Raw genomic sequence first — 22,235 nt, forward strand, 5'->3', positions numbered from 1 at the left:
TGTCTGGAAGCGCCTCAAAGTCGTCGTCCAAACATCATCGTCATCCCAGCGAAGGCTGGGGCCGCTCTCGTCATCATGCAGCTTCTCGGCGAGGCCGGGATAAAGTTCGCACTGCCCTGCCGATAGGGCTCATCATGGTCACAACGGTCCCAGCCTTCGCTGGGATGACGGTCCGTTTCTGAAACAGCAACTTCCCACCCAAACCCGTCATCTTCCCGTCACCAAACGGGCGCAGGAACCATCGCCCTCAACGGCCCGTCCCTTCCCCCTTGCTTTTCGACGCGATCGCAGCCAAATGCGCGTCGCGTTTGGACGCGCCAGTCGGGCTGGAAAAATACCATGAACATGACTCACCCCTTCCTTGATGTCGACGGGGACAAACTGCGCGAAGAGTGCGGTATTTTCGGCGTTATCGGGGCAAAGGAAGCTGCGGCCATCACTGCAGCCGGACTCCATTCGCTCCAGCATCGCGGGCAGGAGGCGGTGGGCATCACCAGCTTCTCCGGCGCGGAGTTCCACTCGCACCGCGGCATCGGCCATGTAGCGCAGGTGTTCCGCCAGAAGGAAGTGGACACCCTCCCCGGCTCGATGGCCTCGGGTCACGTGCGCTACGCCACCACCGGCGGCTCGGGGCTTCGCAACGTCCAGCCGCTGTTTGCCGACCTTGCCGACGGCGGCTTCTCGATCGCCCACAACGGCAATATCTCCAACGCGATGACGCTCAAGCGCGATCTGGTTTCCAAGGGCTCGATCTTCCAGTCGACCTCGGACACCGAAGTCATCATCCACCTGGTCGCCACCAGCCGCTATCCCACGCTCGTCGATCGCTTCGTCGATGCCCTGCGCATGGTGGAAGGCGCCTACTCGCTGATCTGCATGACCACCGAGGGCATGATCGCCTGCCGCGATCCGCTGGGCATCCGCCCGCTGGTGATGGGCCGCATCGGTGACGCCATCGTCTTCGCCTCCGAAACCGTCGCGCTCGACATCGTCGGCGCCGACTTCGTGCGCACGATCGAGCCGGGCGAAATGGTGCAGGTCGATCACAAGGGTACGATCTCCAGCCACCGCCCCTTCGGCAATCCCTCGCCGCGCCCGTGCATCTTCGAGCACGTCTATTTCTCGCGCCCCGACTCGGTCATGGACGGCCTCTCGGTCTACCAGGTCCGCAAGCAGATCGGCGTCGAACTGGCCAAGGAATCATTCGCCGACGCCGACGTGGTGATCCCGGTGCCCGACAGCGGCGTCCCTGCCGCGATCGGCTATGCGCAGGAATCGGGCATCCCGTTCGAGCTGGGCATCATCCGCTCGCACTACGTGGGCCGCACCTTCATCCAGCCCGGTGACGCCGCCCGCCATGCCGACGTGAAGCGCAAACACAACGCCAACCGCGCCGTCGTCGAAGGCAAGCGCATCATCCTCATCGACGATTCGATCGTGCGCGGCACGACCTCGAAGAAGATCGTCGAGATGATGCGCGATGCCGGCGCTGCCGAAGTGCACATGCGCATCGCCAGCCCGCCGACCGAGCACTCGTGCTTCTACGGCGTCGATACGCCCGAGCGCTCTAAACTGCTCGCCGCGACGATGGACACCGAGGCGATGGCCGATTTCATCAAGGCCGACAGCCTGGCCTTCGTCTCGATCGACGGCCTCTACCGCGCCGTCGGCGAATCGGAGCGCAAGAAGAGCTGCCCGCAGTTCTGCGACGCCTGCTTCTCGGGCGAATACCCGACCAAGCTGACCGACTTCTCGGACCGCTTCCCGGAACTCGATGCAGCGTGACCTTCAAGGATCAGGTCGCACTCGTCACCGGCGCCAGCCGGGGTATCGGCGAAGCCACTGCCGTCGCGCTGGCCGCTGAGGGCGCGCATGTCGTCCTGACCGGGCGCGATACCAAGGCGCTCGAACGCGTCGAGGAGCGCATCTACGAGGCGGGCGGATCGGCCACGATCGCGCCGGTCGATCTGGTCGAGCCCGACGGCATCGCCCGCCTTGCCAGTGCCGTGCAGGACCGCTGGGGCCGGCTCGACGTGCTGGTAATCAATGCGGCGATTCTGCCCGAACTCACCAGCGTCGCCGACATCGACCAGCGCGCCTTCAACAAGGCGCTGACCACCAACGTCCTCTCGACGCAGGCGCTGATCGCGAACTTCGATCCGCTGCTGAAGAAGAGCCCGAACGCGCGCGTGGTCGGCCTGACCACCACCGTCGCGCAGGCACCGCGCGCCTACTGGGGTGCCTACGGCGCCACCAAGGCCGCGTTCGAAGTGCTGCTGGACTGCTACGCGCAGGAAACCGCCAAGACCTCGAACATTCGCGTCGCCATCGTCAACCCCGGCGCCACCCGCACCGCCATGCGCGCGCGGGCCTATCCGGGCGAGGCACCGGCCTCGGTCAAGCCGCCCGAAGTCGTGGCGGACCACCTCACGGCGCTGCTCGGAGAGAGTTTCGCGACAGGCCACCGGGAAACCGTTAACCAGCCGCAATAACCGGATCGTAACCCCAAACTGGGACACATCGGGCAAATTGGCGTTGTAGACACGTCGTAATTCGCGCGAGGTCGCCCATGGATCACACCCAGCAGGAACGCTACGCCGCCGCCGCGCAGGAAGATCGCAGCGCGCATCGCAACCGCATTTCGATCCCTGCCACGCTGCGCCCCTCCGGGTCCAAAAGTTTCCAGACGGCTGTGCGCGACTTGTCGCTCTCCGGCTTTTCGGCGACCGCGATGAGCCACATCGCGCCGCGTACGATGTGCTGGCTGACGCTGCCCGGCAGGGAAGAGGCGCTGCCCGCGAAAGTGGTGTGGTGGGACAACGGGCTTGTCGGCTGCGCTTTCGAGCAGTTGCTGGAGCCGCACGAACTGGATGCGGTCATGACGCGCTGGAACCGCGACCGGCGCTAACCGTCATCCCAGCGAAGGCTGGGATCGCTCTCGGCATATTTGGAGATTTCGGCGAGGCTCTGCTGAAATCAGCAGCGCCGTCCCGATGGCACACATCATGGTCATAACGGTCCCAGCCTTCGCTGGGATGACGGGCTTTTGATCTCGACGGTCGCCCCTCAACCCATCGCCTTAACCAGCGTCACTTGCGCCACATCGATCCCTCCGCCGAGAAATCCTCCCTCGCAGTACATCAGATAAAACCGCCAGAGCCGCACGAATCGCTCGTCGAAACCCGAGGGCAAACGCCCTTCCTCCACCGCGAGATCGAAGTTCGCCCGCCATTCGCGTAAGGTGCGCGCATAGTCCGCCCGGAAACCGACGCGATCCTCCCAGACCAGCCCCCTCTCCTCGGCCAACGCGCGGAACTCGCTCTCGCGTATCAGCATGCCGCCGGGAAAGATGAAGGTCTGGATGAAGTCGGCGCTGCGGGCATAGCCCTCGAAGATCGCATCCGGCATCGAGATCAGTTGCAGCGCCGCCAGCCCGCCCGGCTTCAGATTGCGCGCGATGCAGTCGAGAAACTCCGGCCAATAAGCCTGCCCGACAGCCTCGACCATCTCCACCGACATGATCGCGTCGTACTGACCGATAACGTCGCGATAGTCCTGCTTGCGAAAATCGACGCTGCCGCGCCCGTCGCTTCGCTCGAACGTCCAGCGCTCGCGCGCATAGGCAAGCTGCTGGTCAGAGAGGCTGATCGCATCGACGTGCACCTCGGCATGGCTGGCGACGAAGGCCGCAAGCGTGCCCCAGCCACAGCCGATTTCCAGCACCCGGTCGCCCGGTTCCAGCTCCAGCCGCTCGACGATGGCGCCCGCCTTGGCCGACTGCGCGACGTCCAGCTCTGTCACGAACTGGGCATAAGGGTTCGGCCCCGACACGACTTCGGAATAGAGCGCACTGGAATAGAGCATCGTTTCGCCCAGCCACTGCCCATAGAAGTCGTTGCCGAGGTCGTAGTGCGCGTGGATGTTCTTCAGCGAGCCCTTGCGCGTGTTGCGATGAAGCGCATGGAGCGCGCAGGTCAGCAGCCGCCACGGGCCATGCGCACGGCCGGTGTCTCCCAGCGCCATGGCATTGTCCATGAACAGCGCGAAGAGCGGCACCGGGTCCGGGCTGTCCCACTCGCCGAGGTCCCAGGCCTGATACCAGCCGACCGAGCCCGCCGTCGCCAGCCGCAGCAGCGCGCGCCAGTTGGTGATCTCCACCACGGCATCGAAACCGGGCTGGCGACCACCGAGCAGCCGGATCTGCCCGCCGGGAAGCGTCGCCATGATCGAGCCACGCTCCAGCCCGCGGTCGATGCGGTCGAGGATCCGGTGAACCCCGCCCGACCACAACCGCGCCAGCAACTGGGAACCGACGCCGATCGCGCGTCCTCCCCCCACAAGTTCCCCACCTCTGCCCGGCGCCTGTGCGTTCATGGCGCGATGATGGACTCGATTTTGCGCCTGGGCAATTGCTCAAGATGCGAAGCCGATTGCCCAAGAACGTCGTCCCGGACTTGATTCGGAACCGGTGACGGTTTGCGCCTAGGGGGCTTCGACAAGCTCAGCCTGAGCGGTATTCCAAGCAGATTTTTAAATTCCGCTCAGGCTGAGCTTGTCGAAGCCCCAGAGACGAGGCGCGCGCCTAAAGACAGCCACCGGTCCCGGATCGAGTCCGGGACGACATCGCTTCAGCTACCCTTCGCCTGCTGCCACGCCGACAGCGCCCGCTCACGCGCGTCGCGGTGCTCGATCAGCTTGTCGGGGTAGCCTTTCGGCCGCTTGCCCGAGGGCGGATCATGGATATCCGCGTCGGACAGGTCCGCCAGCTCCGGCACCCATTCGCGGATATAGCCTGCCGCGTCGAACTTCTCCGACTGGGTGAGCGGGGCCATGATCCGCACGAACATGTTGGCGTCCACCCCTGATCCGGCGGTCCACTGCCAGTTCACCGCATTGCTGCCGTAGTCCGCATCGACCAGCGTGTCCCAGAACCACTGCTCGCCCGCGCGCCAGTCGATGAGGAGATGCTTCACGAGGAAACTCGCCGCGATCATCCGCACGCGGTTGTGCATCCAGCCGGTGTGCCACAACTGCCGCATCCCGGCATCGACGATGGGATAGCCGGTGCGCCCCTGCTGCCACGCCTCCAGATCGCGCGTGCTGGTGCGCCAGGGGAACGCGCCGAAGGGATCGCGCGCGTAGCGGCCGCCGTAGTCGGGATATTGCAGGATCACGTTCTGCGCATAGTCGCGCCAGCCGATCTCGCCGAGGAACGTCGCGACCGAGCCGCCCGCGTCCGCCACCGCATGCCAGACCTGCGCGGGCGAGACCTCTCCGAAATGCAGGTGCGGCGAAAGCATGGAAGTGCCATCCACCCCCGGCAGGTTACGCTGCCCTTCATAGGCCGAGGCTTCCTCGACGAAGGCGTGCAGCCGCTTGCGCGCGCCCTTCTCTCCCGGTTCCCACATCGCGCGCATGCCGCCCGCCCAGTCGGGCGTGGTGGGGAGTAGTTTCCAGTCGGGCAGCGTATCCGACTCCGGCCACTTCGACGGCACAGCAATCGTCTGCGGCCGCCGCTGCGGATCGTGAGGCGGCATGCGCTCGCGCAGTGCGCGCCAGAACGGTGTGTAGATCTTGTAGAGCCCGCCCGAGCCGGTCGTCACCGAGCCCGGCGGGGCGAGGTAGTTGCCGTGGTGCAGGCAAAGCGTCAGCACCTTGCCCACCGCCTTTTCGGCATTGCGCCACCACGGTTCGTAGTGATGCAGCGCGTGGACCTCCTGCGCGCCGGTTTCCTCGGCGAGCTTTGCCAGCACCTCGTCGCTCCGGCCCCGCCGCAGGATCAACCGCGAGCCCTTCTCCTGCAAGGCCGCGCCAAGACTCTCGAGCGAATGGTGCAGCCACCAGCGCGAGGCGCCGCCCATGGCGCGATGCCTGGGCGTCTCGTCGTCGAGGATGTAGACAGGTATCACCGGCCCCTTGCGCGCGGCCTCGGCGATGGCAGGTTGATCGGAAAGGCGCAGGTCGCGCCGCAGCCAGACGATGACAGGAGAACTCATGAGCGGGGCAACGTCCTTCGATAACCGGCGTTCCCTAGCGCGATGACGCTTTCGATGCACCGCCCGATGAACCGACAAGTCCTGATCCCTGCCGCCGCCTTGTGCTGGCTGGGCGTCGCCGCGATTGCGATCGCAGTTCACGGCGGCAATGCCGATGCCCTTGATCGGGCGGGCCTGCTATTCTGGCGTGGCGACACGATGCAACCGCTCGGCCCGAAGGGACTGCTCGAAGCCGTGCGCGACGTGACGGCACTCGGCGGCGTGTTCTTGCGCAACCTATTTGCCATAGGCGCGGTCGCAGCGCTGCTGTTCCTGCGCCAGCGGCGCGACGCTGCCCTGTTCGCGCTGACCGTGATGAGCGGATGGCTGGTCAACAGCGGCCTCAAGGCGCTGGTCGGGCGGGCGCGCCCCGAGATCGTCCCCCACCTCACCGAAGCGGGCGGCAACAGCTTCCCGAGCGGGCACAGCTTCAACGCGGCGGTCGTCTATATCGCTATGGCACTGGCCTTTGCGGCGATGAGCAACCGTTCGTCGGTGCGCCGCACGCTGATCGGCGCAGCGATCGTCGGCACCCTTGCAATCGCCTGGAGCCGCGTCTGGCTCGGCGTCCACTGGCCGAGCGACGCGATCGCCGGATGGCTGGGCGGTGCCGGCTGGGCTTTCCTCGCCTGCGCCCTGTTCCAGCGCCCCGCGCAGCTTGCTGCCGAAGCGATCAGCGACTTGGACAGTCCACCGGAACCCTCGCAGAAACATTGAAGTTGCGGCTGAGACGCGGCCCCGTGAACCGCGCGTCGCCGAAAGTCACCACGGCGCTGCACCCCTGCCGCTCGATCCGCGCCATCGGCAGCTGGGACCACGCGAGGAACTTGACGACCTCCGGCGTAGCGAAGGCGGCCTTGCGCGCCAGCGGGTCGGCCATGTTGTCGGCTATCGACGGCTCGGCGGACACCAGCCCCACCGGATCACGGAGCGGATCGTAACGGCCGTAGGAGATGCGCCCCTCCTGCCGCCAGATCATGTCGCGCCGCCAGAACAGCACAGGCTCGGGCGAGGCGAATATCCGGTCGGGATTGAAGGCCGAGTCCTTCTGCCGCGGCGCACACCATGCCACGGCGGAAATCCCGATGTTGAGCGCAATGAAGCCGATCACGCCCGCCAGCGCCCCGACGGCGGGCTTCGGCGACTTCCAACGGCGCGCCAGCCAAAGCCCCGCGCCCATCATTGCCAGCAACCAGGGCGAGACGATGAACAGCCCGTCGGTGTGGAACCAGCGCCCGCTGGCCGGGGAAAGCAGCTGCACCGCATAAGTGTTCTGCAGGTCGAGCAGCGGATGGGTCAGCGCGCCGAGATAGCACAGCGCCAGCAGCCATCCGAACCGCATCGGCAACCCGCTGCGGAAGGTGGCGCCGCGCAATACCTGCCAGCGGTCGAACAGCCAGAGCAGTCCCGCCAGCAGCGGCGGCATCAGCAGCACCCCGCCGACCAGTCCATGCGTGAAACCCCGGTGCATCGCCAGCGGTGCCCAGGAAGCCCTGCCGAAGAATACGTCGATATCCGGCATGTTCGCCGCGAGTACGCAGGCCGCCAGCCCCTTGCGCGTCCGGTGCTTGAGCCCGGTTTCGGCGAGCGTCCAGCCGACCAGGCTGTGCGTCAGATTATCCATGAATGGCAGGTATTTGCATCGCGAACCTTATCGGGTTTGCGATGCGACATTACAAGCCTCACTCCACCGTCCAGGTCTGCCCCTTGCCCAGCAGCTTGCCGAGGTCCGCGCTCTTGCCCGCCGTAAGGCTCGCCCGCTCGGCGACGACGGCGCTTTCAAACGTCGGCGCGGGATCGTCGTAGATCACCCCCAGCGCCATCGGGAACGGACCGAAAGGCATCTCCACCAGCATATGCGCGAGGCCCCGGTTGCGCACATTGTGCACCGCGACCCCCGCCGCCCGCCAGTCGCCATCGCCCACATCGACGACTTTTAGCGAAAGGGTCTCAAGATCAAGTGACAACCCTTTGGTTTTCTTTGCGAACAAAAGCGGTTTGCCGTCCTGGCAGACGATCTGCATATCCGATGCGACGGCCTTGGCCGTGAAGTCGTCGAAGCGATCCTTGTTATAGACGATGCAGTTCTGGAAGATTTCAAGGAACGCCGCGCCCTTGTGCGCATAGGCGGCCTTGAGAACGTCCGGCAGGTCCTTGGACACGTCGTAGCCGCGCGCCACGAACCTTGCGCCAGCCCCCAGCGCGAAGGCGCAGGGGCTCGCCGGACGATCCACTGAGCCGATCGGCGAGGTCGGCGACGGCGTTCCCACCCGGCTCGTCGGCGAGTACTGCCCCTTGGTCAGCCCGTAGATCTCGTTGTTGAACAGCAGGATCTGGCAGTCGAGGTTGCGGCGCAGGACGTGCATCGTGTGATTGCCGCCGATCGACATGCCGTCCCCGTCACCGGTGACGATCCACACGTCGAGTTCGGGATTGGCCAGCTTGATCCCCGTCGCGACGGCCGGGGCGCGGCCGTGGATGGTGTGGAAGCCATAGCTCTCGACGTAATACGGGAAGCGGCTGGAGCAGCCGATGCCCGATACGAACACGGTGTTCTTCGGGTCCGCACCGACCATCGGCAGGGTGCGCTGCACCGCCTTGAGAATCGCATAGTCGCCGCAGCCGGGGCACCAGCGTACTTCCTGGTCGGTTTCCCAGTCCTTCAGCGTGGTCTGGATCGGGGTCATGCCGTTCATGATGAGATCTATCCTGACGAATTGGGCCTAAGCGCTCAGGGCTTTTCGATTTCCGGTGCCGGAAGCTGCGTCTCGTTGACCGAGACTTCGCCGCCCTCGTTGCCGGGGACCGCATCGAAGAAGGTCGCGATCGCGGCCTCGATCTCGGCGATGGCGAAGGGCTGGCCGCTGGTCTTGGAGAGCGGCACCGCATCGATCAGGAAGTGGTCGCGCAGGACCGTCTTGAACTGCCCGGTGTTCATCTCCGGCACCACGACCTGCTCGAACCCGGCCAGCAGTTCGCCAAGGTTCCGGGGTAGCGGCCAAATGTGGCGGACATGAATGTGGCTGACGTCCAGCCCCTTGCGCCGCGCCCGCCGCACCGCCTGATGGATCGGCCCGAAGGTAGAGCCCCAGCCGACCACCGCCAGCTTTCCCGACGCCGCCCCGAGCGCCACCTCCTGCGGCGGCACGGCGTCCGCGACGGCGTCCACCTTGGCCTTGCGCGCGTCGGTCTGGGCCTGATGGACGTCGGGAGCATAGTCGATATTGCCGGTATCCACGGCCTTCTCGATGCCGCCGATGCGGTGCATCAGCCCCGGCGTCCCCGGCCTGATCCACGGCCGCACTCCGCGCCGGTCGCGCCTGAAGGGCAGGGGCTTGCCTTCCGGGTTGTTGGTCTCGGTCAGGAATTCCACCGGGAACGGGGTGAAGCCGCCGGGATCAGGCACCTTCCACGGCTCGGAGGCATTGGCGATGTAGCCGTCGGTCAGCAGGATCACCGGCGTCATGAACTGCGTGGCGATGCGGCAGGCCTCGATCGCGCATTCGAAGGCATCGGCAGGCGAGCGCGCGGCGATCACCGGCAGCGGGGCATCGCCGTTGCGCCCGTAGACTGCCTGATAGAGATCCGATTGCTCGGTCTTGGTCGGCAGCCCGGTGGACGGCCCTCCCCGCTGCGAATTGACGATGACCAGCGGCAGTTCGGTCATGATCGCCAGCCCCATCGCCTCCCCCTTAAGCGCGATGCCCGGCCCCGATGAGGACGTGACGCCGAGCTGCCCGGCATAGGACGCCCCGATCGCCGCGCAGATCGCCGCGATCTCGTCCTCGGCCTGGAAGGTAGTGACGCCGAACTCCTTCATCTTCACCAGATGGTGCAGCACTGCCGAAGCGGGCGTGATCGGATAGCCGCCGAAGAACATCGGCAGTCCAGCCAGTTGCGCCCCCGCGACGAGGCCGAGCGAAATCGCCTCCGCACCGGTCACCGTGCGGTAAAGGCCCGGCTCGGTCGGGACTGGATCGATGTGCAGCTTGCGCAGCGGGCCGGACAACTCCGCCGTCTCGCCATAGGCATGCCCGGCATTGAGCGCGGCGATGTTCGCCTCGGCCAGCACCGGCGCATGCGCGAACTTGGCATGGAGCCAGTCGACCAGCGGGCGGCGGTCGCGGTCGAACATCCACAGCGCCAGGCCCAGCGTCCACATGTTCTTGCAGCGCAGCGCCTCCTTGTTGCCGAGCCCGAAAGGCTTCACCGCCTCCAGCGTCAGCGCCGAGATGTCGAAGGCCAGCACGTCCCACTTCGCGAGGCTGCCATCCTCGAGCGGGTTTTCGGCATACTTCGCCTTCTCCAGATTGCGCTTGTTGAACTCACCAGTGTCGGCGATCACGAGGCCGCCAGGCTTGAGCGCGCCGACGTTCACCTTCAGCGCCGCCGGGTTCATCGCCACCAGAACGTCCGGCGCATCGCCCGCCGTGGTAATCTCCTGCGAGCCGAAATTGATCTGGAAAGCGGAGACTCCAAACAGCGTGCCCTGCGGCGCGCGAATCTCGGCGGGAAAGTCCGGGAATGTGGCGAGGTCATTGCCGGCAAGCGCCGTGGACAGCGTGAACTGGCCGCCGGTCAACTGCATCCCGTCACCCGAGTCGCCCGCGAAGCGAACGACGACCGCTTCTACGGGCGATGTCTCGACAGCGGACGCGTCGGTATCGTGCTCTCCGGCCAGTGTCGCCATGGTCTATCCTCTGCTGCCGGTCCGCGCCGGTTTCTGCGTCGAGGCTGCGGACTCAGGTTCCCAATGACAAATTAGTTTTCTCTTGAGCGAACAAACTTCCGGTTTGTCAGCATCGGAGGAGTGTGGACCTCAATGCGGGCTAGTCAAGCGCCGGTGGTTCCGCCATCCTGTGGCCATGAGGCAGACATGGGTGCAATTCCTGTCGAATCGCGTAGAGAGCCCCTCCCCTTCAATTCGGATTCGCCTATCTCGATGAACGATTTCTCGTCCCTGCCCTATCGCCCCTGCGTCGGGGTCATGCTCGTCAACGCCGACGGCAAGGTCTTCGTCGGCAAGCGGATCGACACGCGCGAAGGCGATTGGTGGCAGATGCCGCAAGGCGGCGTCGACGACGGCGAAGACCTCAAGGAAGCCGCCTTTCGCGAACTGCACGAGGAAACCGGCGTCACCAGGAAGCATGTCAAGCTGCTGTCGCAGACCCGCGAGGAACTGCTCTACGACCTGCCGCCTGAACTTGTCGGCAAGCTGTGGAAGGGCAAATATCGGGGGCAGCGCCAGCATTGGTTCCTCGCCCGGTTCGAAGGAAGCGATGCCGACATCGACCTGAATGCGCACAAGCCAGCCGAGTTCTGCGACTGGAAATGGGTCGAGGCGGCATTGCTGCCGGACCTCATCGTGCCTTTCAAGAAGCGTGTCTATCGTGCTGTTCTGGAAGAGTTCAAGACGCTGATCTGAGGCTTACGTCGTCCCGGACTTGATCCGGGACCGGTGGCCGTGAACCACCGATCTTGCTGCGCGAGCAACACGCTCACACCTAAAGACTGCCACCGGTCCCGGATCAAGTCCGGGACGACGGGGGAGGCAAACCCGCTCAGGCTGAGCCTGTCGAAGCCCCCGCGCAGATAGCGCCGCTCCTCAGTTTTCCGAAACCGCCGTCTTTGGCGTGACCGCATCGGCAGTGACCATGCGCGGCGTCGGCCCCTTGGCGATCGCGCCCGCCAGCGACTGCGCTTCCGCACAGTCCTTGCCGCACAGCGTCTGGAGCCGCGCGAGATTGCGGTTGGCCTTCTCAGTCGCGCCCTTTTCGGCCAGCGCCATGCCCTCGCCGGCAAGCGCCGTGACGTTGCGCGGATCGCTGGTCAGCGCGACACGGTAGTAATGCAGCGCCTTGCCCTGCATGCCTTGACGGCGCGTGGCGTCGGCAAGCGAGAGCAGCACGGTGACGCTGCCGGGCTCGACCGTCAGCGCCGATTCATAGGCGTCGATCGCCCCGTCAATGTTGCCCGCCGCAGCGGCAGCGCGGCCCTCGCTCAGCAGCATGCTGGCGCGCGGATCGAGTTGCTCGGGCGGTTGCGACAGAAGGACGCTGGAGGACGTGGCGGCTAGCAGGGAAAGGGCAACGGCAACGGGCGTATAACGCATCAGCAGGTCCTTGGCCGAGGTTTTCGTCCTCATCATGACGTGACGCTATCACAGCCTGACGAAGCGCGCGACGAAAAACCCGTCGGTTCCATCGCGCGAGGGAGAGAGACGCAGGCCGGCGCCGCGCGGGGTTCCGGCGGGCAAAACAGGCAGTTCGGCGCGCCAGTCGGGATGGCGGGTCAAGAAACCTTCGGCCTGATCCGCGCCTTCCGCGTCGAGCAGCGAGCAGGTCACGAAGACCAGCCGCCCGCCCGGCTTCACCAGCGTCGCCGCGATGTCGAGCAGGCGTGACTGGATCGCCACGTAGCGTTCAAGCTGCTTGTCGGTCAGGCGCCAGCGCGCTTCCGGGTTGCGGCGCCAGGTGCCGGTACCCGAGCACGGCGCATCGACGAGCACCGCATCGGCCGCGCCGACGAAAGGCTCAAGCGCCTGCATCTCGCGGTTGGCGTCGAGGAGCAAAGTCTCGATCCCGGTCGCCCCGGCCCGCTCGGCGCGGGGCGGCAGGCGTTGCAGGCGGGCGCGGTCGGCGTCGCAGGCGATCAGCCGCCCGACGTTCTCCATCGCTGCGGCGAGCGCGAGGGTCTTGCCCCCTGCCCCGGCGCACAAGTCGATCACCGTCTCGCCCGGCCGTGCGGCCACGACCTCGCAGGTGAGTTGCGAGCCCGCATCCTGCACCTCAATCATGCCTTCGAGGTAAGCGGGCGACTGCTCGATCTTCGTCTCGGGCGGGTAGCGCCAGCCGTGCGCGGCGACGCTCTTCTCCCCGCCTTCGGGGAGGTCGAGACTGCCGGACTTAAGCGTGTTGACGCGGATGTCGAGCGGCGCGCGGTCCAGCAGGGCTTCAGGATGTTCGACGCCGCTGTCGGCGAAACGCTGCATCAGCCATGCCGGAGCGACACCGGCCTCGGCCTTGGGCTCGGCGGCATCGATCGGTGCAGGTGCGTGGCGCGATCCGTCGAACAGAGCCGCAATTTGCGGGTCGATATCCGCGACACGCAGCATGGCGGTGCGGCCGGTCGCGGGGATTTCCCCGCAGGCGCGGATGGCGCGGTAGGCGAGTTCACGAACCGCGCGGCGGTCCCCGCTCCCTGCCCAGCGGCGGGCGCGGAACCACTCGGAAATCAGGCGATCGGCAGGCGCGCCGTTGGACCGCGCGGCCTCGATGACGAGATCGAGCACCTCAATGGCTGCCTGAATGCGGGCTGCGGGGGTCAATTCACCCCTCCCGCCTGCAGGAGAGGCCGAGGGTGGGCGCATGAGAACGCGAGGTCGGCGTCAGTGCCCACCCCGCTGCGACTAAGGGCCTGCGGCCCAAGTCTCGCTACCCCTCCCGCTTGCGGGAGGGGGTTAGCTGCCTCAGCGCGTCGGATAGTTCGGTGCCTCGCGGGTGATCGTCACGTCGTGGACGTGGCTCTCGCGCAGGCCCGCATTGGTGATGCGGATGAACTTGGAGTTCTTGCGCAGGTCCTCGATCGTCGCCGAGCCGGTGTAGCCCATCGCTGCCTTGATGCCGCCCACCAGCTGGTGGATGACGTCCTTGGCGGCGCCCTTGAACGCGACCTGGCCTTCGATGCCCTCGGGCACCAGCTTCATCTGGTCCTTGATGTCGCCCTGGAAGTAGCGGTCGGCCGAGCCGCGGCCCATCGCGCCGACCGAGCCCATGCCGCGGTACGACTTGTAGGCGCGGCCCTGGTACAGGAACGTCTCGCCCGGCGCTTCCTCGGTGCCTGCGAGCATCGAGCCGACCATGATCGTCGAGGCACCGGCGGCCAGCGCCTTGGCGGCGTCACCCGAAGTGCGCAGGCCGCCGTCGGCGATGACCGGCACGCCCGCCTTCTCGGCTTCCTCGGCGGCTTCCATCACGGCGGTGAGTTGCGGCACGCCGACACCCGCGACGATGCGCGTGGTGCAGATCGAGCCCGGACCGATGCCCACCTTCACGCAGTCCGCGCCCGCGTCGATCAGCGCCTTGGCGGCTTCGGCGGTGGCGATGTTGCCGGCGATGACCTGCGCCGAATTCGACAGCTTCTTCACCCGCTCGACCGCCAGAGCAACGTCGCGGTTGTGGCCATGCGCGGTGTCGATGACGACAACGTCGCACTCGGCCGCCAGCAGCGCCTCGGTGCGGGCGAAGCCCTTGTCGCCCACGGTGGTGGCGGCGGCGACGCGCAGGCGGCCCGCCTCGTCCTTGGTGGCCTCGGGGAAGAGGACGGCCTTCTCGATGTCCTTGACGGTGATGAGGCCGACGCAGTGGAAGCCCTCATCGACGACAAGCAGCTTCTCGATGCGGCGGGCGTGCAGCAGGCGGCGCGCTGCGTCCTGATCCACGCCGACCTTCACGGTTGCGAGGTTCTCATGCGTCATCAGTTCGCGCACCGGCTGCGCGGCGTTGGCGGCAAAACGCACGTCGCGGTTGGTGAGGATGCCGACGAGCTTGCCCGACGCCTCGACCACCGGGATGCCGCTGATGCGGTTCGCGGTCATCAGCGCCTGCGCCTCGCCCAGCGTGGCATCGGGGCCGATGGTGATGGGATTGACGACCATGCCGCTCTCGAAGCGCTTGACCTGGCGGACGGCGGCAACCTGCTCCTCGATCGACAGGTTACGGTGCAGCACGCCGATCCCGCCCATCTGCGCCATGACGATCGCCATCTGCGCCTCGGTCACGGTGTCCATGGCGGAGGAGATCACGGGAATGTTCAGCCCGATGGTGCGGGTCAGCATGGAGCGGGTATCGGCCTGGGTGGGGACGATGTCGGACTTGGCGGGACGCAGGAGTACGTCGTCGAAAGTGAGTCCGAGCTGGATATCCATGTGCGCCACCAATGCCTTCGAGGGGAGAATCGTGGCGGCTCATGTAATCAAAGGGGGCGGTTTGGGCTAGGGGGCGAATCCCATGTTTTTCGGGTTTCTGGTGCGACAGGTCCGGCTATTTCGCCAAGACCGGCGCCTTTGCCACCATGGGCGTGACCGGCACCTTGCGCGTATCGGCGAACCAGCGGCCCAGCGCAGTCAGCATCTTCACGTCGTCGCTGGCCCCGCCAAGCTCGATCGGGTGGGACAGATCGTCGCTCGGCCGGTGATAGTCGCCGTCGAAGAAGGCACGCATCCGCTCGATGTCGCCATAGGACGTCGTCACCATGACGGCGGGAATGTCGTGCTGCAGCAAGGCCCAGCCATCCTGCCGTTTCACGTATTCATTGGCGTCGTTGTTCTCGCGCAGCTTGAAGCCTTCCGCCTTGGCGACCTTGGCGATGTCCTTGTCGAGCCCGGTCATGCCCCGTCCGACGATGGCGAAGGGCGTCTTGCGCGGCGCGATGGCGATCGAATCGATGTTGAAGGCCGCGACGATCCGTTCCAGCGGCAGCGGCGGGCTCTCGGCAAAGGCGTGCGCGCCCAGCAGCCCGAGTTCCTCCGCCGTGGTGGCGAGGAAATAGACGTCGCGGTCCATCTGCGGGCTGCGCGACAGACGGCGCGCCACTTCGGTCAGCGCCGCGACGCCACTGGCGTTGTCCACCGCACCGTTGCAGATGACGTCCTCGGCGGGAGGCTCGCCGCATTCTCCGAAATGGTCCCAATGAGCCACGAACAGCACCGCGCCCGCCTGCTTGCTGCGCCCCGGCAGCTTGCCGATCAGGTTATGCGTTCGGATCGTCGTCTCGTCCGTCGCGGCTTCCAGCGAGGCGGTGACGTCCAGCACGATGGGCGCGAAATCGTCCTTGCTTGCCGCCTGCTCCAGATCATCGAAAGTATGCGCGGTGCCCTTGAGCAGGGTTTCCATCGTCGCGCGGCCGATGAACGCCTCAAGGTCGCCGCCCAGCGCCTCGTCCGAGAGCGCGTAGCCCGAACGCCGACGCCGGGCCGCTACCTCGTCCAGCGTGCGCTCGCCGTCGAGCACGGTCAGCACGGCCGAGGCGCCCAGCGCGAGCAGTTCGTTCTGGCGCGCACTGTCGGGCGTATTCCCGTCGAGCACTACGGCGATGCGGCCGGCCAGTTCGTTGCGCGTGAAGTCCTGGCTGCGCGCGCGGCCGACGAAGAGCAGCGGCGCATTGCGCACCAGCGAACGCTTGCCAGAGGTGAAGACCAGTACGTCGCTAGGCGCAATGGTGGCGCGGAAGCCCTTGCGCAGGAAGCGGGCGGAACCGCTCGACGGTTCGTGAGCGACGACAGTAACCGGCGCAAACCACTCATTGCCCGGATCATTTGTGCCCGAGACAAGGCCGATGTCGAACCACTGCTTGGCAAGGTAGCGCAGCGTCTTCGCCTCGCCATCGGTGCCGGGTTCACGGCCGTCGAAATCGTCGCTGGCGAGGATCTGGATATGCGCGCGCAGCCGGTCCTCGATCTCGCGGTCGGCGCGGCTGACGCTGGCGGCAACGACGCCGATGGGAACTCCTACGGCGAAAAGCGCGAAGAACGCTGCCGTCCTCCACGCACTTTTCCCTGCTGCACGTCCCACTGCCCGGATGCCCGACTTCATTGCGCTGCACCTATACGACACATTTTCGAGCACGGTTGTAAAATTTCCTCCAATCGCGTGCAGTTGCAACATTTCCCGCTTCATCCGGCGATAATGACGCAGCCGCGCAACACTCGGGAGACTTGCGGAACACCCCCGAGTTCTGCGAATTGATCTGCACGCGAGACGCTGCCCGGCAACGGCGAAAAGAGGATACGGCACCCATGCGGCTGGACGATTTCGACCCCGACAACATCAAGGTCACCGAAGGCGGCAGCCGCGGCGGCGGCTTTTCCCTCGGCGGCGGCAAGCTGGGCTGCGGCGGCCTGATCATCGTGCTGATCGGCGCCCTAGTCTTCGGCGTGGACCCGGGACAAATGCTCGGCACGCTGGAGAACGTGCAGCAGCAGACGCCGACCACCGCGCAGCAACCGGTGGGCGGCTCGCGCAGCGCGACAGAGATCTGCACGCAAAATGCCTACTCGCGCGAATCGTGCAATGCGCTGTCCTCACTCGACAAGACCTGGCGACCGCTGTTCCAGAAGGCCAACGTGCCCTTCGAGCAGCCGATGCTGCACTTCTACACCGGCGGCACCCGCAGCGGCTGCGGCGCGGCGAGCAGCGCGATGGGGCCGTTCTACTGCCCCGCCGATCAGGGCATCTATATCGACGTCAGCTTCTACGACCAGATGGACAAGCAACTCGGCGCCCGGGGCGACTTCGCGCGCTATTATGTGATGGCGCATGAGTACGGGCACCATGTCCAGCACCTCACCGGCCTCGACCAGCAGGTCCGCAAGGCGCAGCAGCAGAACCCCCGGCAGGAGAACGCCCTGCAGGTGAAGATGGAACTGCAGGCAGACTGTTACGCAGGCGTCTGGGCCGCCAGGAACCGCGACCGCATCGAGCCTGGCGACATGGAGGAAGGTCTGACCGCCGCCAGCGCGATCGGCGATGACACGCTGATGAAGAACGCCGGACAGGCGGTGACGCCGGAGAGTTTCACCCACGGCTCCAGCGCCGAGCGCATGCGCTGGCTCAAGCGCGGCCTCGAAACCGGGAACGAGGACGCATGTGACACGTTCTCTTCAACAGGATGACATCACAGGCGTGAGCGGACCCGGTGGCGGATCGGCGACCGCGCGCCGGGGACAGGAGAACAGGGACATGAGCCGCAAGTGGCTGGGTGCGATCGTCGTTGCGAGTTTGAGTGCAGGTACACTGGCTGCTCCGGCAGCGGCCAGGCAGGATGAAAAGCCGATCACTTCGCGTGATCCCGATGCGGTGGACGTGGCGAAGACGCCGATGACCGACCTCAATGTGGGGCGCGACGGGGAAATCCCCCCCCTCCTCGTCAATGCCACGACGGAGCCCTACACGCTGCACGGCCTGTCAAAATGCCGCCAGATCGCCGGGGCGATCCAGCAGCTCGACGAAGTCCTCGGCCCCGACATCGACCTCCCCGCCGAAGAGCGCGACCGCATCAGCGCCGGGCGCGTGGGCAAGTGGGTGGTCGCCTCGTTCATCCCGTTTCGCGGCCTGATCCGCGAAGTCTCGGGCGCCAATGCGCAGGACCGCAAGGTCAACGCGGCGATCCAGGCGGGCCTGACCCGTCGCGGCTTCCTCAAGGGTGTCGGCTCCGCCAAGGGCTGCCGCTATCCCGCATCCCCCGCCCCCGCGAGCGTCGTCCAGGCCCGCGTGAACGAACTCAAGGCGATGGAGCAGGAAAAGGACGCGAAGAAGAAGGCGAAGTCCGAGGCCAAAGCCGACGCGAAGTCAGACCGGGATCTCGCCTTCAAGACCGAGCCCGACGCCCGCCAGCCTTCTCCCAAGAACTGACGGCTGCTTGATGCTTCGGGCACTTCCTGCGGCGAGCGCGCTCGTGCTGCTGCTGTCCGCATGCGGCGGCGAGCCGACTGCCACGGCGACGGGCGAGGCGCCTTCCTCACCCGCTCCTGAAACGTTGAGCGCGGCCCCTATCGAAGCGCTGCCACAAAGCGCACCCTCCTCCCCTGCCGCCGATGCCGGACCGATCGCCTGCTCGTCCGAAATCGGGGAGGCGGCAGCGCGCAAGCTGGTCGCGCAGTGCATTGCCGTCTCTCCCGCGACGGCCCCGCCGTGCAACGCCGCAAACTCCTGCGCGATGATCCGCAACGAAGTGGCCCGCGGATGCGCCATTCTCGGTGAGGATGCGGCAAAAACTCCTGAATGCGGCGGAATAGATCCCATCGGCAAGGAAGCCGCCGCCGACATGGTGAAGCGCTACTACGCCGCAATCAACGCGCGCGATTATGCCTCGGCATGGACCCTGTGGGGACCGGACGGCGGGCCCGGCGGCCAGACCCTGCAGGCTTTCAGCGACGGCTACGCCCATTCCCGCCGCGTTCACGTGGATATCGGCAAGGTGTCAGACGTCGAGGGCGGCGCCGGGTCGATCTACGTCACCGTCCCGGTAACGGTCGATGCAGAACTCGACGACGGCCGACGTCAGCGATTCACCGGCAGTTATGATCTGCGCCAGATCAATCGCGGCATGGGTATTTCGCAAGGCTGGCACATCACCTCGGCGAAGCTGCGACCGGCTTGACGTAAGAAAGCCGGCAGCCCCCGGCTGCCGGCCTCACGCATTATGAGCGTCAGTTAGCGTTCGCCTCGCGATGGGCGTCGGCGATCTCTCCGTCGAGGTCGGCGAGGATTTCCGAGCGGACCTTCGCATCCAGCGCACGGTCTGCCGCGATCGAGGCCCGGGCGCTGCGCAGGGCATTCACTGCCGCGAATTTCGCGGCCTTGGGCTCGCCGGTGCAGATGACCACCGATGCACTAGACCCGTTGCTTTCGCGGCTCGCCTCGCGGCGGCGGCTGTCGGCGGGGCAATTCTCGTCGAGCACCATGGTCCGAGTCGAAACGCGCGAGCCGTCCTTTTGCACGATGCGAATGGTATGCCGCTTGCCATCGGCCGAGACCGATTCCTCCACCTTGGGCGCGCGCGCCAAGGCTTCTGCGGCCATGCGCTGTGCTTCCGTCGAACGGCGCTGTGCATCGGCCACGCTGCGCTGGGCATCCGCCGCGCTGCGCAAGCGGTCGTGCATCTGGCGAACATCGTCGGCCGTCATCGTCTTGCGCATCGTGACCCGGGCGTTCGGCATCGGACGAGGCGCCGGTGCGGCGAGAGCGGAGGGGGCGGCGGGAGGAGCCGGAGGTACGGGAGGAACCGGCGGCACCGGCGGCGCGATACCTTCAGCCACGTCGACTTCCGGCATTTCGGGCGGCTCCGGCGCTTCTGGGGGCTCCGGCAGTTCGGCCTCAGCCAGTGCTTCAGGAGCCTCAGGCGGCACCGGCGGCTGCGGAGCGTGCGGCACCCGCGAATGTTGCGCCTGCGGGACTGCTTCCGGCGCGGAGACGGGATCGGCTTCCGCCTCGTCCATCGCGGCATAGCTGACCGTCGCCGTAGCAGGCACCGCGACGACGGCCAGCGCGAACAGGCTGCGGGCGAGCACGCGCCGCGTCGGGCTGACGTCGGCCGCCGCCAGTGCCTTCAGACGCTGGATTATCGGCTTCTCTCCCGAGAGCGGGCCGGCCATCGGCGCGGCAAGGCCGAGCCGCGTCCCCCCAGCCATCGAAGCGATCAGGCGGCCGTAGCGGGCGCGCTCGGCACGGGGCCGGCCAGCCATGACCCGGGCGTCGCAGAAGGCCTCCTGATCAGCCCTCACCGCGCGCCAACCGGCCCAGCCGATCGGATTGAACCAGTGCAGCGCGAAGAGAGGCTGCATCGCGATCAGCGCCAGCAGGTCGCTGCCCGCGTGATGCTCCATCTCGTGCGCGATGGCGAAGTCGGAGGTTTCGGAGTCAGCCTCCGCCAGAAATCCCTGCGGCAGAGCGACGACCTTGTCGAATACCCCGAAGGCGAGCGGCGCGGTGATCGCGGGCGTTTCGACGATCCGCACGGTGTCGGATCGAGCAACCACGCGCGCGCCATCAAGCAGATCGCGGCGCATCCAGCGGTAAGTCACCGTCCGCCAAACGAGGAACAGCGCCGCACCGCCGAGCCACACGGCCAGGGCAACTGTCGCCCACGGCACTTGTGCCAGCAGCCCCGGCTCGATCGGAGCGGCCGTCAGCACCTTAGCGGCGGGCAGCGCGGCAGCGCCTTCCGCAACCGGGCCGGCTGCTGGCAGCAGCACCGTCTCGACCGGCGTCGCAGCCTGAAACCCTGCGGCAGACGCCGTGATCGGCTCTACACCGAAGCGAAGATTGGACAGTAAGCCATGCTCCATGAAGCGGGGCAGCGCCAGTGGAGGCAGCACCAACCGTATCATCGGCAGCGCCCAGAGCGCATAAGCCGCGCCCGGACCGAACCAGCGCGCGACGGGGCGGCGGACGAGCAGCACCAGCGCCATCAGCACGCCGGTCGCCAGAAGCGTATCGGTAAGCCACTCGGTCATGACTTCAGCTCCTTCAGCAGGGCTTCAATCTCGGCAATGTCGTCGTCGCTGAGTTGTTCGCTCTCAGCCAAATGCGCGAAAAGCGGCGCCGCGCGGCCGCCGAACAGGCGATCTACCAAGCGGCGGCTTTCCGCACCGATATAGACTGTACGCGCGATGCGAGGGGAGTAAAGGAAGCGCTTGCCGTCAGGCTCGGTCTCGACCGCCTGCTTGGCGACGAGGCGCGACAGCAGCGTCTTGACCGTGGCGAGGCTCCAGCCGCGCGGACCGCAGACTTCCTCGCACACTTCCTGGGCGGTAAGCGGGGAGCGCTGCCACAGCGCCTCCATCACCGCATGCTCGGCTTCGGAAATGCGGTCGGGCTGTTCAGGGGACTCGGACACCCATTTCTCCATCGTCTACACACGTAATCGACTACGTCTGTAAACATGAACGGTGGGTGAATGTCAACTCAGCTGCGCTTGAGGAGCAGGGCCAGCTGGATCAGGAAAACCGCACGCACCGTCAGGCTGATCGCGACGATGATAGCGAGGAAAGCGAGGCCCGTCGCCGCACTCGAAAACAGCAGCACCATCCCCAGCACCACGTCGAGCACGCCGAGTAGCAGGCGCCAGCCCTTGTCGTGGCGGGCCTTGAGCGCGAAGGCGATCTGGAACACGCCGGAGACGACCAGCCATAGCCCGATGGCGATGACCAGCGACAGCGCGCCCGCAACCGGGTCTGCCACGGCGAAGATGCCCGCCAGCAGCGCGAGAACGCCGAGCAGGATCTCCGTCCACCGCGCGCGACTCGACAGCGAGGTCCAGCCCGCCGCAACGGCTGCCACGCCTGCGACGATGAGGATTACGCCGAGGATCAGCCCGGTCGCCACGCCCGCCACCAGCGGATTGAGCAGCACGATCAACGCGGCAAGGATCAGCAGCACGCCATAGGCCATGACCCAGCCCCAGGTGCTGCCGGGCGCGCGCTCCATCTCGCGCACGAGCGGGTCGCGGTGCACGTTGGGCTCGAGCAGGGGATCGACGTCGGTGCGTTGCATGGGGGTTCCTTTCACCCGCTGCAATGCACGGCAGGGCGAAGGGTTGCGCGCCGGTACGCCACCCCGCTGCGACTAGGGCCTGCGGCCCAAGTCTCGCTCCCCTCCCGCTTGCGGGAGGGGCATTCTCGCACTTTCTCCCCTCCCGCTT

Annotated in this window: 20 protein-coding genes; 8 read left to right on the plus strand and 12 right to left on the minus strand. The window is 66.4% G+C overall.

Features of this window, described 5'->3' with window-relative positions; all coding sequences use genetic code 11:
• The first annotated feature begins 339 nt into the window (after positions 1–339).
• From purF to HWN72_RS10625, 3 genes are all read left to right on the plus strand, one after another.
• Complete coding sequence (gene purF, locus HWN72_RS10615) at positions 340–1,785, plus strand: amidophosphoribosyltransferase (RefSeq protein ID WP_008829730.1); 1,446 nt, start codon at positions 340–342, stop codon at positions 1,783–1,785.
• Positions 1,782–2,492 carry an SDR family oxidoreductase gene (locus tag HWN72_RS10620; protein ID WP_211150269.1) on the plus strand — a complete coding sequence of 237 codons (711 nt, stop codon included), beginning with the start codon at positions 1,782–1,784 and terminating at the stop codon, positions 2,490–2,492. The genes purF and HWN72_RS10620 overlap by 4 nt, the downstream gene beginning before the upstream one ends.
• Positions 2,493–2,569: 77 nt before the next feature.
• Entirely contained in the window at positions 2,570–2,908 is a 339-nt protein-coding gene (locus tag HWN72_RS10625; RefSeq protein ID WP_008829728.1) for a PilZ domain-containing protein, read from the plus strand.
• Between the two features lie 158 nt (positions 2,909–3,066).
• Here the strand turns inward: HWN72_RS10625 and HWN72_RS10630 are convergent, their stop codons facing one another.
• Together HWN72_RS10630 and HWN72_RS10635 are read right to left on the minus strand one after the other, a co-directional pair.
• On the minus strand, positions 3,067–4,374 hold the full coding sequence (locus tag HWN72_RS10630; protein ID WP_211150270.1) for a cyclopropane-fatty-acyl-phospholipid synthase family protein: 1,308 nt from the start codon (positions 4,372–4,374) through the stop codon (positions 3,067–3,069).
• Between the two features lie 254 nt (positions 4,375–4,628).
• Positions 4,629–5,996 carry a deoxyribodipyrimidine photo-lyase gene (locus HWN72_RS10635; protein ID WP_211150271.1) on the minus strand — a complete coding sequence of 456 codons (1,368 nt, stop codon included), beginning with the start codon at positions 5,994–5,996 and terminating at the stop codon, positions 4,629–4,631.
• A gap of 66 nt (positions 5,997–6,062) precedes the next feature.
• Between HWN72_RS10635 and HWN72_RS10640 the strand changes: the two genes are divergently transcribed.
• Positions 6,063–6,752 (plus strand): phosphatase PAP2 family protein, encoded by a 690-nt coding sequence (locus HWN72_RS10640; protein ID WP_248005938.1) that lies wholly within the window; start codon positions 6,063–6,065, stop codon positions 6,750–6,752.
• Here the strand turns inward: HWN72_RS10640 and HWN72_RS10645 are convergent.
• The 3 genes from HWN72_RS10645 to HWN72_RS10655 are packed head-to-tail and all read right to left on the minus strand — an operon-like array spanning position 6,709 to position 10,725.
• The gene (locus HWN72_RS10645) at positions 6,709–7,659 is read right to left on the minus strand and encodes a metal-dependent hydrolase (RefSeq protein ID WP_211150272.1); all 951 of its coding nucleotides are present in this window, start codon (positions 7,657–7,659) and stop codon (positions 6,709–6,711) included. The two genes, HWN72_RS10640 and HWN72_RS10645, sit on opposite strands and share 44 nt — an antisense overlap.
• 58 nt (positions 7,660–7,717) lie before the next feature.
• On the minus strand, positions 7,718–8,731 hold the full coding sequence (locus HWN72_RS10650; RefSeq protein WP_211150273.1) for a 2-oxoacid:ferredoxin oxidoreductase subunit beta: 1,014 nt from the start codon (positions 8,729–8,731) through the stop codon (positions 7,718–7,720).
• A 35-nt stretch (positions 8,732–8,766) separates the two neighbouring features.
• Complete coding sequence (locus HWN72_RS10655) at positions 8,767–10,725, minus strand: 2-oxoacid:acceptor oxidoreductase subunit alpha (protein ID WP_211150274.1); 1,959 nt, start codon at positions 10,723–10,725, stop codon at positions 8,767–8,769.
• Between the two features lie 252 nt (positions 10,726–10,977).
• Here HWN72_RS10655 and HWN72_RS10660 point away from each other — a divergent pair, with 252 nt between their 5' ends.
• Positions 10,978–11,460 (plus strand): RNA pyrophosphohydrolase, encoded by a 483-nt coding sequence (locus HWN72_RS10660; RefSeq protein ID WP_008831310.1) that lies wholly within the window; start codon positions 10,978–10,980, stop codon positions 11,458–11,460.
• 180 nt (positions 11,461–11,640) lie between these two features.
• On the opposite strand, the gene HWN72_RS10665 is transcribed toward HWN72_RS10660, so the two are convergent.
• From HWN72_RS10665 to HWN72_RS10680, 4 genes are all read right to left on the minus strand, one after another.
• Complete coding sequence (locus HWN72_RS10665) at positions 11,641–12,183, minus strand: tetratricopeptide repeat protein (protein WP_008831309.1); 543 nt, start codon at positions 12,181–12,183, stop codon at positions 11,641–11,643.
• 12 nt (positions 12,184–12,195) lie between these two features.
• Positions 12,196–13,362 (minus strand): RsmB/NOP family class I SAM-dependent RNA methyltransferase, encoded by a 1,167-nt coding sequence (locus HWN72_RS10670; RefSeq protein WP_211150275.1) that lies wholly within the window; start codon positions 13,360–13,362, stop codon positions 12,196–12,198.
• Positions 13,363–13,503: 141 nt separating this feature from the next.
• Positions 13,504–14,961 carry an IMP dehydrogenase gene (gene guaB, locus HWN72_RS10675; protein WP_008831307.1) on the minus strand — a complete coding sequence of 486 codons (1,458 nt, stop codon included), beginning with the start codon at positions 14,959–14,961 and terminating at the stop codon, positions 13,504–13,506.
• A 115-nt stretch (positions 14,962–15,076) separates the two neighbouring features.
• The gene (locus HWN72_RS10680; protein ID WP_211150276.1) at positions 15,077–16,627 is read right to left on the minus strand and encodes a M28 family peptidase; all 1,551 of its coding nucleotides are present in this window, start codon (positions 16,625–16,627) and stop codon (positions 15,077–15,079) included.
• Between the two features lie 203 nt (positions 16,628–16,830).
• Between HWN72_RS10680 and HWN72_RS10685 the strand changes: the two genes are divergently transcribed.
• Genes HWN72_RS10685 through HWN72_RS10695 form a run of 3 tightly spaced genes read left to right on the plus strand, consistent with a single transcriptional unit; the run spans position 16,831 to position 19,193 of the window.
• Entirely contained in the window at positions 16,831–17,706 is an 876-nt protein-coding gene (locus tag HWN72_RS10685; RefSeq protein WP_211150277.1) for a neutral zinc metallopeptidase, read from the plus strand.
• 10 nt (positions 17,707–17,716) lie between these two features.
• Positions 17,717–18,445, plus strand: a complete 729-nt coding sequence (locus tag HWN72_RS10690; RefSeq protein ID WP_309141564.1) for a hypothetical protein — start codon at positions 17,717–17,719, stop codon at positions 18,443–18,445.
• 10 nt (positions 18,446–18,455) lie between these two features.
• Positions 18,456–19,193 carry a hypothetical protein gene (locus HWN72_RS10695; protein WP_211150278.1) on the plus strand — a complete coding sequence of 246 codons (738 nt, stop codon included), beginning with the start codon at positions 18,456–18,458 and terminating at the stop codon, positions 19,191–19,193.
• A 49-nt stretch (positions 19,194–19,242) separates the two neighbouring features.
• Here HWN72_RS10695 and HWN72_RS10700 read toward each other — a convergent pair whose 3' ends face one another.
• From HWN72_RS10700 to HWN72_RS10710, 3 genes are read right to left on the minus strand one after another with little or no spacing between them, the layout of a single operon-like run.
• A complete protein-coding gene (locus tag HWN72_RS10700; protein WP_211150279.1) occupies positions 19,243–21,048 on the minus strand; it encodes a M56 family metallopeptidase in 1,806 nt (601 codons plus the stop codon).
• Positions 21,045–21,443, minus strand: a complete 399-nt coding sequence (locus tag HWN72_RS10705) for a BlaI/MecI/CopY family transcriptional regulator (RefSeq protein ID WP_008831301.1) — start codon at positions 21,441–21,443, stop codon at positions 21,045–21,047. Before HWN72_RS10705 ends, HWN72_RS10700 begins: the two co-directional genes overlap by 4 nt.
• A gap of 56 nt (positions 21,444–21,499) precedes the next feature.
• Positions 21,500–22,087, minus strand: coding sequence for an HdeD family acid-resistance protein (locus HWN72_RS10710; RefSeq protein WP_008831300.1), 588 nt, complete (start codon positions 22,085–22,087; stop codon positions 21,500–21,502).
• Positions 22,088–22,235 lie beyond the last annotated feature (148 nt).

Origin of the sequence: Novosphingobium sp. HR1a, from assembly GCF_015594425.1 — a bacterium.
Classification (GTDB): Bacteria; Pseudomonadota; Alphaproteobacteria; order Sphingomonadales; family Sphingomonadaceae; genus Novosphingobium; species Novosphingobium resinovorum_A.